The sequence below is a fragment of the Paenibacillus sp. FSL P4-0176 genome (genome assembly GCF_037975265.1).
In the GTDB taxonomy this organism is placed as follows: domain Bacteria; phylum Bacillota; class Bacilli; order Paenibacillales; family Paenibacillaceae; genus Paenibacillus; species Paenibacillus amylolyticus.
In genome coordinates, this window is record NZ_CP150242.1 from 928,627 (window position 1) to 943,936 (window position 15,310).

A 15,310-nucleotide genomic window follows, 5' to 3' on the forward strand; every position below is an offset into this window, starting at 1 on the left:
TTATCGCCAAGGCATGGGCTTTTTTGCTGTTTCATGACTGTCGCAGCAGTTGTTTGATATCCGCTGCCGGACTGGAGCCAAGCTCCTCTTTGAGCAATTCCTCCAGCACCAGATACTGTCGCTGCGCTTCGGTTCTTCGTCCAAGCGACAGATACAACAGGATGATCTCGCGATGAATATCTTCCCGAATCGAATCAATCTGGAGGATACGTTCAAAATAATACAGCGCCCGTAACGGCTCGCCTGCCTTCGCGTGATAGTGGGCCGCAGTTTCCATCGTCATGATGAAATCCAGTTCCAGCTGTCTGGACCACGCAAAAGCCCACTCATAATGCCTTCCTTTCAGAAGTTCACCCGTATACAACGTATCCATCCGCTCGAAGAGCTCGGGGCGATGTGCCGAGGCCTGACGCATCTGCCGGAACAAAGTCTCGAACTCGTACAGATCACAGTTAATCGCTTCCCGGTCGATACGGATACCGTTTCTGTCCTTGAGAATGATCGGCACGTCACTGTTATCACCGATGGCACGTCGCACGTAGTACAGTGTGGAATTGATGTTGGTCCAGGCTTTCTGCGGACTGAGGTCCTTCCACAACGTATCGGCCAAGGCATCGCGGGTGGTTGATTTGGTATACAGCAAGAATGCAAGTAACTCTTCGGTTTTGGGCGTTCTAAGCTTGATGGGACTGTCTGCTCCGGCACCGCCAAACACGGTGAATTCACCGAACAGACGAACGTTCAGTTTGGGTCCAGGCACCGCTGGTTCAGGTGTTATCACGGACTTGTGAAGCTTTTCCTGCAACCGTTTGATGCTGCGGTTCAGTCGCTCAGCCGTGACCGGCTTGATGACGTAATCGATGATCTCTTTGTCGAAGGCCTGCACCGCATATTCCTCATAACCGGTCACCAGCACGATTGGAAGCGAAGGATGATGTTTACGCAGTTCACCAATGAGTTGCATACCCGAGATGCGAGGCATCGTAATGTCCAGAAATGCCGCATCGAAGCTATTCTCTGCCGCATATTCACAGGCTTCCTCCGGGTCATGAAACGCACGAGATACCTTGACTTCTCCGCTTTCTGTCAAAATGCGATTCAGTCGCTTCAGCGACAAATCCTCATCGTCCACGATGATGACTTTCATCTTCATGTTTCATAACCTCCGTTCCCATCTGTGCTTAGACGTTGATTTGGAAGATCAAATGTAATCCGCGTTCCCTCGCCGTCCAGACTTTCCATCTGAAGGTGTCTGCCATACAGCAGGTTCAACCGGCTGGAAATATTCCATAGTCCAACGCCGTTACTGCCGTCTGTGGATTGCCGAATTTCGTCCATCCGTTGCTTGGTTATGCCGATTCCGTTGTCCTCGATGGTGAACCGTGTTTCCGTATCATTCAGATTGCGGATAGACAACATGACCCGACCACCGCGAATGCTGGACATCAGCCCATGCCGAATTGCGTTTTCGATCAGGGGCTGTAACGTGAGCGGTGGAATGTCCATGTTCCGGTTCACATCCGCATCCACATCGATAATGACCTCCAACCTTGAGCCAAAGCGGGCTTGCTCAATCGCTACGTATGCCTCGATCATCTCCAGTTCGTTCATTAGGCTAGTTTTTGAGTCCAGATGTTTAAAGTGCACACTCCGTCGTAAGTAACTCGATAATTGCAAAATCAATTGTTCTGCCCGATTTGGCGCATCCACGCACAATTCGGCAATGGCGTTCAGGGCGTTATACAGAAAGTGCGGGTTCATCTGTGACCGCAAAAAAGATATTTCCGCATCTCGCGCAGCTTGGACGGATGTTTTCATCCGAGTCAAACCGCCGATCCGTGCCAGCAGTTCCTCCGATTCGAACGGCTTGGATACAAAATCATTGGCGCCTTTCTCCAAGGCCAGCTTCAATTGATTAGCTTTATTACTCGCCGTCAACATGAGTACAGGTAACTCGGAAGGAGAGAAGCGCTCCCTGATCCGTTCCAGCAATTCGTAACCCGACATGTCAGGCATCATGATATCAGCAATGACGAGATGCACGGCAGGTAGTTTGTCCAGCAACTCCAGTACGGAAGGGGAGCGTGAAGTGACCGCATAACTGTAACCTTCCAGCTTCAAGAGATTCACTATTGTCTGCAAATTAGCCGAGTCGTCATCCACAACGATGATCCATTCGTCTTTATTCCCTTGTACAATCGTTGGTTCTTCGAACCGGAGTAGCCGATTACCAGGACCTGTAGGAGCGATGGTAAGTGGCATGACGTTGGAACGTTTCTCTCCTTTATTCTCTGCCAGCGGAAAGGTCAGGATGAACGTAGCACCCATGCCGGGTGCTGATTCCGCATGAATGGTTCCGCCATGCAGCTCGACCAGCTTGCGTGTAATGCTTAGTCCTAGACCGGTGCCTCCAGCAACGACTGGCCCCGTATCCGCTTCCTGCTCGAACGGCAGGAAGATATGTTCCAGCTTGTCCGTACCGATACCACGGCCGGTATCCACAATGCGTATTTCCGCTTTGCCTTGCACGACCGTAGCTTTGATGCTTACCGTGCCACGTTCCGTGAACTTAACGGCATTGCCGATCAGATTATGCAAAATCTGAATCAGTCGATTGCCGTCTGCATAGATCGGCGGGAAATGCGCCGGGATGCGGTTGATAAGCTCCACCTTTTTCGCGCCAAGCAGGAAGGAGTGCATACGCATGACCGATTCGACAAACGAGTACAGATCGGTCGAAGACCGGTGGAGCGGGATGTCGCCATGTTTCATTTTCGAATAATCCAGCAATTCATCGACCAGATAGGTTAATCGTCTGCCACTTCCCGTCACGATCGCCAGATTGTGCGCTTGCTCATCGGTAAGGGGACCTTCTGCGCCTTTAAGCAGGCTTTCACTGATGTTAACAATCGCGTTCAGCGGTGTTTTGAGCTCATGCGAAGTATTGGACAGGAAGTCGTCCTTCACCTTGTCCAGCAATAGCAACTGATCTTTGAGGGTGCGGACCGTACGATAGGCCTCGAAGAACCGAAGCACCGCCAGAAACAGCATCAGGATGCTGAACAGGACAATGGAAGCCTGCCCGATATTCATATTTTCCTTGAGCGAGATCGAGAAGAGATTAATGTCCAGACAGTACAGCATGATGCTTAAGAGGGCTGCGTACCACAGAAAAGTAGACAGCCGTTCGCCTTTCTCACTGGTTAGGAACTGTTTTGCACATTGATAGAGCAACCAGAGCAGCATCAACGTGTACATAACGACGACGTAAGGTGCAGCCAGCCCGTAGATGGAAATAGGCAGGAGCGTGACCATACATAAGTAAGCTCCGAAGATGATCAGGATCAACGCCGTGAGCATACCGGACAGGATGCCTGTTTTGAATCGGTAGAAGTAAAAGGTTAACAGACCCAGACATGCCACAGAGCAGAAATCTTTTAATTTATAGAGCGTGCTAAAGGAGATTTCCGTGCCCGCCATCGATAACACACGTTCGCTGATCATGCCGTTATAGAGTGCATACAGGAGACAGATTAGACCAATCAGCAGCAGGGAGTCGTCCCTGTTTCGGTAGAGTGCAGACCCCAGGTAACTGACGAGGAATATGATCGAAATGGTAGCCAGTACAGCAAGCGTGCCGAATTCGATAGCTGTGTTGAATTGATGTTTTTTCAGCATGGCTGCTTGTTCGCCGAAAAAGAGTGGACCCGGAATGCCAGAGTCCGTGTAATCGTAATTAGCCACCCGGATCAAAATCTCAATGTCACCGCCATGATAGGGGAAAAAGCCAATCTGGGGGGAGTTGCCTGGTCGGTAACCTGCGGATTTTGCCACGGCATGCCCGTCTTCCAGCAGCTTGTTGCCATTAATGTAGATCTCGCTGGCAAAACGGATGTTCATTTTTTTGATCGCCAGTGTTCCCTCAACAGGTGCATTACGCAGTACCAGTCGATACGTGGCGAAGCCGTGGGTTGGCAGTCGTTCACCATCCACTTTAAGTCGATTCCAGGAGCCGGGAACGGTTGCATAGGTGTCGGGTGCTTTCGTTGGACCAGCCTGATTCGATGTTGCAGATTCGTCAGGAAGCAATCGCTCCCAGTAAAATTCCCACTCCCCGTCCAGCTTGATCCGCTCGTCTTGTTCAGGGTCCCAGGCCGAGAGGTCCAGAACACCTTGACGGGCATGAAGCGCAGCAGATTGTGGTTCTCTGATCGTTGACAGCAGCAGTACGGTAATAGCGAGTAAAACAGTCAGGACAACGCCTGAAATTTTTAATAACACGAAATGCTGCTCCTTTAGAGATTGTTCAATCCTTTGGTAGCTTCGGACAAAATCTCTTGTATTCTATCGGCATTGTAGCGAATATCTCTGGGGGGCGCAATCACATTTCGACAAATTCCTTCATACCCACCCCGTGAATTCCAATATTGAGGCTTTTGCAGACTGTGCTTCTGTATGAGCGCCTTTGCGCCAGGCTTTAGGCGATTCGCCCATCAGTTTGGCGAAGCAGCGGTTAAAGCTGGAGATGGATCGGAAGCCGACCTGCTCAGAGATGGACAGAATGGAGGCCTCGGTGCTTTTTAATCGTTTGCATGCCTCTTCGACCCGGGTACTATTCAGAAAATCAAGCGGTGTGGTTCCCATAATTTCATGGAACTTGCGGCGAAAATGCGTTGTACTCAGATGACACAGATCAGCGAGGTAATCGATGGTCACAGGCATCATATAGTTTTTGGTGATAAACTCCAGCACGGGTGAGATGACCAAGTCACCTTGGAGGTCTCTTTCCCGTTCGTGATCCTGAGATGACAAGCGTTCGCTGCTCGCATGAATTCGAAGCAGTTCGATATATAGAGACATCAACAAGCCGTACGCGCTCTCCCGATAGTAGGGGGACTGCTGCTTCATTTCTTCAACGATTGAAGTTGCGAGCATATGAATTTTGGGATGCTGTTCCTTATTCAGAATGCAATTGGTTCCCTGAATCGCCCATAGATTCGGTTCAATGTGAGTTTGTGCTGTTTTGAGCGAATGACGGAAGAGTTCTTCCGGTGAAAAAAAGATATAAGCCCACAGGCTGGCGTTATTAGGTGAACTGTATGTGGTATGCGGAAGATATCGGGGAATGAACGAGATGTCGCCTGCTCGAAAAGGCACAGATTCTCCCTTAATCTCCATGATGCCTCCATCTGAATAACAGATGCCAATCTCCATGTGGTTATGGAAATGAAGATGCTCACTCTTGATATCGGATATTCTCCAGCGGTCTCCACTGAGTAACAGGACAGGGAAATCAATGGGCAGGCTATAGTGACGATATTCAATGACAGGTTTCTTCGGTTTGGGCATTTTCGAGGACTCCTATGTATAAATGATTGAAATTGCGCAGTTTTGTTATGAATATGCTTAGATTGAGACTATTTTACTGCGTACAATGGAATAAGTAAAGCGTTTACAAAAATGGACGGACACCTCTCAGGGCGCACTTGGGGGCGTGTGCACAGGGAGAGGGGAATAACAATGCTTCAAGTGAAATATGACAGGGATCAGATTCTACACGTAATCGAGAACGTTACCAAGAAAACACTGGATATGGATCTGACATGGGATTGGCCCGGTGGAGTGGCTTATTATGGTGTATCCAGAGCCTATCAAACGACAGGCAACCAAGAGATTCTGGACAGGCTGGTGAAATGGGCAGACGAATATATCGAGCTGGGGTTGCCAAGTTGGACGGTAAATACATGTGCTATGGGCCATGTGCTCATCACTTTATATGAAGAAACCGGGGATCAGAAATATTGGGATATTGTCCTCAGCAAAGTCGATTATCTCCAGAATCATGCACTTCGCTTTGGAGACAATGTGCTTCAGCATACGGTATCGGTTTCCAATGATTTTCCGGAACAGGCTTGGGCGGACACCTTGTTTATGGCGGCATTTTTCCTGCTTCGCGTAGGTAGCAAATTAAAAGATGAAGCCATGATCCAGGATGCGCTGAATCAGTATTACTGGCATATCAAATACCTGCAAGATCCGAGCAGCAGTCTGTGGTATCACGGTTATAATAATATCAACAAGGACCACATGTCCGGATTTTACTGGGGAAGAGCGAATGCTTGGGGAGCCTATACGATGTCTCAAGTAAAACCTCAATTGAACGACTGGTACTTGTATCCGCAATGTATGGATGTAGAGTGTGCCCTTCGGGATCAGTTGGCGGCTCTCAAGCTGGTGCAGACCGAGAATGGCTTGTGGCGTACGGTTCTGGATGACGAAGATTCGTATGAAGAGGTATCGGCTTCCGCGGGTATTGCAGCAGCGATGATCAACAACGGCAATCCACTGCATACCAAATACGTGCAAAAGGCATTGGAAGGCATCCTGAACAACATTAGCGAAGATGGGCGCGTGCTTGGTGTGTCTGGCGGTACGGCGGTAATGAAGGATCGGGATGGCTATCGCAATATTCCAAAAGACTGGATTCAGGGCTGGGGCCAGGGCCTGGCACTCGCTTTTCTGTCCGATATGTTGAGATAGGGAGGGAACCCAATTGTCCAAATTAACCAAAGGCTCCTTTACACTACCGGGAGAATCCGGTTATGAAGCACTGACGCTTGAACTTGCCAACCGCTGGGGTGCCGATGTGATCCGTGACAGTGACGGTACAAAGTTGTCCGATGAGATTATCAATGCCGGATATGGCATCTATTCAACCATTTGCATTATTCGGGATCATAATGAGTGGGCATCCCGTAATTTGGATAAGTTGCAGCAATGTTTTCTCATTACGAATCCGAAGGTTGCTGTGCAAGATTATGTATCCATCTATCTGATGGAGGACTTCTTCGCTGAACAATTCAGGGTGAATGATTCGAAAGAAGCGTTTAAGTATTGGCAGGTGTACGACCGAACGACTGGGGAAGAAGTTCCTAGAGGACAGTGGAATTATGAAAGGGAATCTGGCAATGTTGTCATTACCGGCGTTGCTCCTTGGCATAAATACACGGTGAGTTTCATGGTTTATCGGATCTGGGAAGAGATTTCCATGTACAATCACACGACGAATAATTGGGACAAAGAGCATCTGATGCAGATTGACCCGATCTATACAGACACCCAAACCTATTTGCTGGATTGGATGGAAAAGTGGTGCCAAGAACACCCGGAAACAACCGTTGTACGTTTTACGTCCCTATTTTATAACTTCGCCTGGATCTGGGGCAGTGATGAGCGGAATCGCCATCTGTTCTCGGATTGGGGTTCATACGATTTCACGGTGAGTTCGAGAGCGCTGGATCTGTTTGCTCAAAAATATGGGTACTCACTCTCAGCTGAGGACTTTGTGAATGGTGGTAAATATCAGGTCACTCATATGCCTGCGAATCAGCGCAAACTGGACTGGATGGCATTTATCAATGATTTTGTGATTGAATTCGGTAAAAAGTTAATTGATATTGTACACAAGCATGACAAGCTGGCGTATGTCTTCTATGATGACAGCTGGGTGGGCATGGAGCCGTACAATGACCGCTTTGAGGAGTTTGGATTCGACGGCATGATCAAATGTGTGTTCTCCGGTTATGAGGCAAGAATGTGCTCAGGCGTTAAGGCTGATACCCATGAGATTCGCTTGCATCCCTACCTGTTCCCAGTTGGCTTAGGCGGGCTTCCTACCTTCAAAGAGGGAGGCGACCCTACCCTGGATGCCAAGAAATATTGGATTAATATCCGGCGTGCGCTGCTGCGTGAGTCGATTGACCGGATTGGACTGGGTGGATATTTGCATCTGGTTGAGCCTTACCCGGACTTTGTGGATTATATCGAGAAGATTGCCCATGAATTCAGGGAAATGAAAGAGCTGCATCAAGAGGGAAAACCATATCAGATCAAGACAAAGGTAGCCGTGCTGCATAGCTGGGGCAAGTTAAGATCGTGGACCTTGTCCGGTCATTTTCATGAAACGCATATGCATGATCTGATTCATGTGAATGAGGCATTAGCCGGGTTGCCTGTTGACGTGCAGTTTATTGATTTTGATGATATTCGTCAGGGCGCATTGAAGGATATAGATGTCGTCATCAATGCCGGCTCTGCAGGTTCAGCATGGAGCGGTGGAGCGCATTGGAGTGACCACAAGTCTGTGGACTTATTGACCCAATGGGTGTACGAGGGTGGTACCTTTATTGGCATTAACCAGCCTTCGGCAATGGACGGGTACGACAGCTTTTTCAGAATGGCTCATGTGCTTGGGGTAGATGAGGATACAGGTGCAAGGGTTGTTCATGGAAAATGGTCGTATGAAGTTAATGATGAGTATGGTTTGTTGCCTGAGGGGGCCAGCATACTTCCGAAAGATAACATTTATCTTACTGATGGGTCAGCAGCTGTAGTGAATGAAACGGATGGTCAGATCACACTGTCCACACATGCTTTTGGAAAAGGAAAAGGGATCTACCTGCCTTCCTTCGAATTCAGCTGGGAAAATACAAGACTACTTCTGAATTTGATTCGATTTGCGGGCAATGAATTCCATGAAACAAAGTACATCACGGATAACTTGTATACCGAGTGCGCCTATTACCCCGAGAGCAACATATTGGTTGTGATCAATAATAGCAATCAGGTTCAGTCCACGACGATCAATACAGAGCATGGAAAACAGACCGTGGAATTGGACCCGTACGATACGGTGATCACCAAAATTGGTTTAACAAAATCGGTATCCCCATAGAATAATGACTCGATAGACCGTATTCCTTAACCAGGGAGCGGTCTATTTTAGTTATTAGGACGTGTCTGAAAACTCTGAAGAAAGCAGATTTTATCGTACGGATATTACTTTATAGTTTTAACACTATTTAGTAGAATATTTAAATAAGGATAGGGATCATGAGCCCTAATATATTATTGTTTTCATCTTTTTAAAGGAGAGAGTGCCCTAATGTACAGTTATAAATTGTTGGACAAAATAAGCATGGAGACACTTCACGAGGCGTTTGTGGATGCGTTCTCCGACTATCAGGTTAAAATGGATTTGCCTTTTTGGAAGTTTCAGCAAATGCTCCAACGAAGGGGTTATCACCCCGAAATTTCTATGGGAGCCTTTAAGGATGAGAGAATGGTCGGATTTGTTATCAATGGGCTTCGAAGCTGGAATGGAAAGACAACTGCATATGATCTTGGGACAGGCGTTGTAAAAGATTGCAGACGGCAAGGCATTACAAGCAATCTGCTCTTGAATATTCAAAAGCTGTTAAAAGAAAAAAATGTAGAGCAATATTTGCTGGAAGTCATCCAATCCAACGAATCTGCAGTTCAGCTGTACAGTAAACAAAACTTCAAAATTCAAAGGGAATTTTCATGTTTCCAGTTGCAAAAAGATCAATTCATACCGCAAACGACCTGCACGGTGGAATGTGTGGAGAGAATCGATGTAGAGCAGTTTAAGGAATTTTGGGATGTGGAGCCCTCCTGGCAAAATTCAATTGATTCCATCTACGCTGTACCGGAGGCTTTTATCTATGTGGTTGCACGTCAGGATCAAAGCATTGTTGGCTATGGCATTATAGATCAAAAAACAGGTGATGTTCCACAGCTTGCAGTGAACCAAAATTACCGGGGCAAAGGTATTGCAAGCAGCATCCTGACAGAGATGGTCCAACGCACAGAATCTCCTAGAATCAGTGTCCTCAATGTGGAGTCTCATCTGAAACCGATGGAAGATTTCCTCTTGGTCAAATCAGGTTTTTCATATCATGTGGGCCAGTACGAAATGCTCTTGAAATTATAACGTGATCGTCGTTTCGACTTAAGATCAGATCGGGTTCATACGAAAATATGTGGGGTGTTAGTGTCTGTCTTGTTGGGCCAGTTGAACGGGAGGTTGATTAAAGGCTTCCCGGAAATCCTGGATTACAGTATCCAACCCATCCTGTACTCGTTATAATAATGTTGATATATGACATGGTTAGAGGAGACAAAGACATAACATGAGCCGCAAGAAATACTGTAAGCGTATTCAGTTTCTGGATGATTGGAGTCTCAAAACCAAGTTGTACATATTGTTCATTTTTTGTGTGCTGGTCCCGGTCCTGGTCACAAATACCGTGTTTTACCAAAGCATCAAAGGTAACATTGAAGAGAAGGAGCATAGCCGATTCAATGAAATGCAGCAAAGGATCAAGTTCAACCTGCGGAACAGTATAGACAATAGCTTGTATGTGTCCAATTTTCTCTATACCGATGGAACGCTGAACCGGTTCATGGAGTTCAAGTATCGCGATCAGGAAGACTATTACTCTGCCTACTATGATATGCTTAGCAACAACAATCTGGTCAGGTACTACTACAGCTACCAGCAGGTGAATCAAATTACGTTTTATGTTGGCAATGATACCTTCGTCAATGGAGGAAACTTCATTAAGCTGGATGATGAGGTGAAGAAAAGTGATTGGTATCAAGCGCTGATGAACACGAGCGACCATATCATGATCTATTCGTATTTTGACAAACAGCAGGCGGAGATGTCGCAAAGTCAGGGAGGACGCAAAGTAAGCATTATTCGTAAGCTGGATTACTTTGGGGAGCAGCAGGTTGAAAAGGTGTTAAAGGTTGATCTGGACTACGCTTTCATCAACAAATCGCTTAAAAATGAGGGAGCCAATGGGAAGGTGTATGTCGTTTCGGATGGCAGGGTCATTTTCTCGAACGATTCAAAAATGAATCAGATGCGCAAGCCATTTAATTTGATTGCAAACAGTCCAATTGATCCTGTTCAATCCATGCAATCGATTCCCGTCGTATCCGAGGATTGGCAGATTGTCGTCAGCACGGAGAAATTGGACGTTTTGTCGGAGATTGTTAATTCCAAGCTTAATTTGACTTTACTAATCATTCTTAATCTGTTGGTGCCGACACTGCTAATCTGGTTGATATCCAGATCACTGGTCATCAGAGTTGATCGGATAGCGAAGCACCTGGATCAAGTGAAGCATGAGAAATTTGAGGTGATATCGGGACCTGTGGGCAAAGACGAGATCGGCAGCCTGACCCATAGTTATAACATGATGGTCATCAAGATCAAGAACCTGATTGAGATTGTGTTTAAGGGCCAGGTGGAGCGGCAAGCCCTTGAGCTCTCCAAAAAGCAGGCGGAGCTGAAAGCCCTTCAGAGTCAGGTGAATCCCCATTTCATGTTCAACACGCTTGAAACGATCCGTATGAGGAGTTTGATCAAGGATGAGCTTGAAACCTCCGATGTCATTCATAAACTGGCACTGCTGTTACGTCAGACGATCAATTGGGGCGATGATCTGATTACAATTGCAGAGGAAATCAATTTTGTGGAGAGTTATCTGAGTATCCAGCAGTATCGCTTTGGCGAAAAGCTGCAATTTGCAATCCGGATCACAGACGAATCCATTGCTGCCATGATGATACCCAAGTTAACCGTTCTCACCTTTGTGGAGAATGCTTGTATCCATGGCATTGAGGGGACGTCGAATGATGGGGTCGTGGAGGTATTATTCGAGATTCGAAGTAATGAACTGTACATTTCCATTCGAGATACCGGAGTCGGTATGGATCAGGACAAGCTGGCCTCGCTCCGCAAAATGATGCAAGACCCGAGTATGGATCGGATGAGCGAGCTTAGCAGCATTGGTATGATGAATGCATATATTCGGCTGCGGATGTATTTTGATGATTTCGTTCAGGTGCACATATTCAGTGAAAAGGGGAAGGGAACAACGATTGGCATTCAAATTCCTCTTATGCAGGCATCTCAAGAATAAGGAGCGAGGATATGATCAACGTGCTGATTGTGGACGATGAGCCATTTATTCGCCAAGGACTTCTATTGTTAATTGATTGGGAGTCTTACGGATTTCAGATTTGCGGTCAGGCTTCCAATGGTATGCAGGCATTGGAGTGCATACGCGCTATGCAGCCCGATCTGGTGATTTCCGACATTAAGATGCCGGAAATGGACGGAATGCAGCTTGCCAAAACCTTGTACGAGCAATATAACGGTGACATCAAGCTGATTCTTCTAAGTGGATTCTATGAGTTCGGATATGCCAAGCAGGCGATTAAATACCAGGTGGATGACTACATTCTCAAGCCTATTGTGAAGACCGAACTGGTTCAGGTGCTTGAGGAGTTCAGGGTCGCATTTAATGCACGGACGGAAGAGAAGCGATATCAGCAAAAAAAAGATCGAATTATTATGGCTCAGCATATGCAGTCAATCTTGCTTGGGGTGGCTGAGGAGGATGCTGTTACGAGTCTGCAGCCCCACTATCAAGATGTCGGCATAATGCGTTGCATCCTGATTGAGGCGGAAGCCGGTCCAGACCAGGGAACGGATTGGTGCGCTCGGGTCGAGGCATGGGTGGGCAAGCCCTTGCCGGGACAAATTTTGAAGCCCTTCACAGGTGATAAAAATGCGGTTCTGCTTATGGTTACGGACCTGATGGTGAACCGTGAGGCAGTGACTTTGGAGCAATATTTGACCCGATTACATGCCGATCTGAGCCATGGTCAAGAGGCGGCTATTGCTTGTTATGTCGGGAAGGAAGTACATGAGTTGGAGGCGCTGCACGAGTCTTATCAATCCTGCGGCATAATGAAAAGCTTACGTTTCTTCACCACTTGCAGGCCCATTTATTACTTCGAACTTATGGATACGACCTTATTTGTTAATCGGCCGGGACAGTTCGAAAAACAATTGTTTGATGGGCTAGTCAAGTCTATTGAGGAACAGCAGACGGATGAGTTATACAGTCATGCAAAGGCCATTTTTCAATTTTTTCTGGATGAGCGAATCGAGCCTGGTATGGTTCGAATCCACTTGCATTATTTGGCATACACATTGCTGGATCTCGTGAATAACGATACGGTTACTCCAGATTCCGGGCTGATGGAATCGACTTTTCTGAAGGTGAACTACGCGATGTTATCCATGGAGGAAAACATTGAACATTTATGCGAATTCTCGCTCATGTGCGCAGAGAAACTGAAGGAGCAGCAAAAGTCAAATGCGATGGGCGTATTAGCCAAAATTGAGGCCTTCATTCACGAGCATTACAGAGAAAATATCAGCCTGAAATTGCTCGGGGAGCAGTTTTACATGAATAGTGCATATCTGGGTCAGATTTTCAAAAAGCATTTCTCGATCAGCTTCAGTGATTATTTGAATCAATTGCGTATTGAGGAAGCCGCCCGGCTGTTGCGCAGAACAGATCAAAGAGTATACGAAATCGCAACATTGGTGGGATATCGGGATTCCGATTACTTTATTAGCCGGTTCGAGAAACTCATGGGGGAGACTCCTGCACAATATCGTAAAAGTGCCCATGCTGCGTACTCTCTTGATTAACATCCTGCACTCCTTGACGGAGCGGCGGGATATTTTTTTTCGCAGATGCTGGAATTAGTGGGATTCCATCTATAGTTTATCCCGTTGAGAGGGGCATGGAAGCATGATAATTTTAAGTCAGCCTTTGGAAAGCGCTTTCCAAAAAGCTTCTGTCAATATAATCGATGGAGGGGTCATGATGAAAAAGGATGTTAGAAAAAGAATCAAGTATAGTGCTCTGCTCGCTTTAATGCTGGTCATCGCACTCACTGGATGTACACCGGGATCGTCCTCGAAAGGGGAAAAGACAGCAGATGGAAGGGAATTGAAACAATTTTCCGCATTTTTTGCCGTACCGGGAAAAATTGCGCCTGACGATAATCGGGTGTTAAAGGCTATTGAGGAGAAAACAGGTGTCAGAGTCACGATGGACTGGCTTACGGGCCAAACAGCCAAAGAGCGGATTGGTGTACTCATTGCAGGCGGCGAATATCCCGATTTTATCGACGGGAGTGATGGTACTCAGCAACTGGTAGCAGCAGGGGCGTTAGTACCACTTGAGGATTACATCGATAAATATCCAAACATCAAAAATTATCTGGGCGAAGACTGGAAGAAGATGAAAAATACAACGGATGGACATATCTACTTCATTCCTCAATTCGGCAATATCCAAGAGAAGTCAATGAAAGTATCCCATGACGGAGAAGCGTTCTGGATTCAGAAAGCCGTACTGGAGTGGGATAATTATCCGACAATCAAAACGCTTGATCAATACTTCGACTTGATTGAACGATATAAAGCAGCTCACCCGACCGTTGATGGTCAGCCCACAATTGGATTTGAAATTATCTCCTATGACTGGCGTTATTTCGCACTGGAGAACCCTCCGCTCTTCATGGCTGGTTATCCGAACGAAGGCGCAGCCATCGTTGATAAAGAAACGCTGACGGCCAAAAACTATAATACCATTCCGGAAGCGAAGGCATATTTCAAGAAGATCAATGAGGTATATCATCAAGGTTTGGTCGATAACGAAACCTTTACAGCAAACTATGATCAATATATCTCCAAAATTTCAACCGGACGTGTGCTGGGCATGGTGGATCAAGGATGGCAGTTTCTTGACGCCGAGGCATCACTCGTGAAGCAAAAATTGTATGACAAAACCTATGTACCGTTGTCCATTACACTCTCCGAGGATGTTAAAGGGCGTTATCAGAACAATCCAATCCTTAACGTGAATGGTGGTTTGGCCATTACAAAGAGCTGCGAGGATATCGAGGGAGCACTTCAATATATTAATGATTTGTTGGACCCTGAGATGGAGGTATTGAGAACCTGGGGACAGGAAGGCGTGGATTACCAAGTCGATGACAAAGGTGTGTTCTCCAGGAATGAAGAGCAACGTGCGAATTCCAAAGATCCGGACTGGGTGCTGGCAAACACGGGAAGCCCGTTGGTCTATTTCCCGCATCATGAAGGCATGACCGCTGACGGGAAGAATGCCCTTGACCCTAAGGAGCAGCCGGAGGAGTACCTTGCCACATTGAATGACATCGACAAAAAAGTGCTGAAGGCTTATGGATATACGAAGTTTACCGACTTCCTGGAGCCTGCGGAGGAAAATGAACCGTGGTTCCCAATCTATACCTATAATTTTGAACCGAATAAACCGGAGACCATCGCCAGACAGAAAATGGACGATGTAAAACGCAAATGGCTGCCAAAAGTGATTATGACCTCACCAGCCGAATTTGATAAGGCATGGGAAGAATATCAAGCCACGCTCAAGGAAAGTGCAGATATTAAAGCGTATGAAGATGCGCTGACGGAAGAAGTCCGCAGACGTATGGAACTGTGGGGATAAAGGCCTGTCACACAGAAAGGCTATGGGGAACCCCGTAGCCTTTCTTACACGCTAGATTGGGAGATTGGATAGGAATGGAA

At 46.8% G+C, this 15,310-nt stretch carries 9 protein-coding genes; 6 read left to right on the forward strand and 3 right to left on the reverse strand.

Annotated elements, in window-relative coordinates; genetic code table 11:
- Positions 1-31: 31 nt before the first annotated feature.
- The 3 genes from MKY95_RS04280 to MKY95_RS04290 all read right to left on the reverse strand — a co-directional run bounded on the left by MKY95_RS04280 (position 32) and on the right by MKY95_RS04290 (position 5,349).
- Positions 32-1,153, reverse strand: coding sequence for a response regulator (locus MKY95_RS04280; protein WP_051446947.1), 1,122 nt, complete (start codon positions 1,151-1,153; stop codon positions 32-34).
- A complete protein-coding gene (locus MKY95_RS04285) occupies positions 1,150-4,281 on the reverse strand; it encodes an ATP-binding protein (RefSeq protein ID WP_036606013.1) in 3,132 nt (1,043 codons plus the stop codon). The genes MKY95_RS04280 and MKY95_RS04285 overlap by 4 nt, the downstream gene beginning before the upstream one ends.
- A 120-nt stretch (positions 4,282-4,401) precedes the next feature.
- Entirely contained in the window at positions 4,402-5,349 is a 948-nt protein-coding gene (locus MKY95_RS04290) for an AraC family transcriptional regulator (RefSeq protein ID WP_076319997.1), read from the reverse strand.
- Between the two features lie 171 nt (positions 5,350-5,520).
- On the opposite strand from MKY95_RS04290, the gene MKY95_RS04295 reads away from it, so the two are divergent.
- The 6 genes from MKY95_RS04295 to MKY95_RS04320 all read left to right on the forward strand — a co-directional run bounded on the left by MKY95_RS04295 (position 5,521) and on the right by MKY95_RS04320 (position 15,230).
- A complete protein-coding gene (locus tag MKY95_RS04295) occupies positions 5,521-6,540 on the forward strand; it encodes a glycoside hydrolase family 88 protein (protein ID WP_339197047.1) in 1,020 nt (339 codons plus the stop codon).
- Between the two features lie 13 nt (positions 6,541-6,553).
- Positions 6,554-8,734 (forward strand): 1,3-beta-galactosyl-N-acetylhexosamine phosphorylase, encoded by a 2,181-nt coding sequence (gnpA, locus tag MKY95_RS04300; RefSeq protein ID WP_076319995.1) that lies wholly within the window; start codon positions 6,554-6,556, stop codon positions 8,732-8,734.
- Between the two features lie 210 nt (positions 8,735-8,944).
- Positions 8,945-9,793: a GNAT family N-acetyltransferase gene (locus MKY95_RS04305; protein ID WP_076319994.1), complete on the forward strand. Its 849-nt coding sequence runs from the start codon at positions 8,945-8,947 to the stop codon at positions 9,791-9,793.
- A 199-nt stretch (positions 9,794-9,992) separates the two neighbouring features.
- Positions 9,993-11,795, forward strand: a complete 1,803-nt coding sequence (locus MKY95_RS04310) for a sensor histidine kinase (protein ID WP_076319993.1) — start codon at positions 9,993-9,995, stop codon at positions 11,793-11,795.
- Positions 11,796-11,806: 11 nt separating this feature from the next.
- Positions 11,807-13,381 carry a response regulator gene (locus MKY95_RS04315; RefSeq protein WP_076319992.1) on the forward strand — a complete coding sequence of 525 codons (1,575 nt, stop codon included), beginning with the start codon at positions 11,807-11,809 and terminating at the stop codon, positions 13,379-13,381.
- 175 nt (positions 13,382-13,556) lie between these two features.
- Positions 13,557-15,230, forward strand: a complete 1,674-nt coding sequence (locus MKY95_RS04320) for an extracellular solute-binding protein (RefSeq protein ID WP_256721347.1) — start codon at positions 13,557-13,559, stop codon at positions 15,228-15,230.
- Positions 15,231-15,310: the final 80 nt, after the last annotated feature.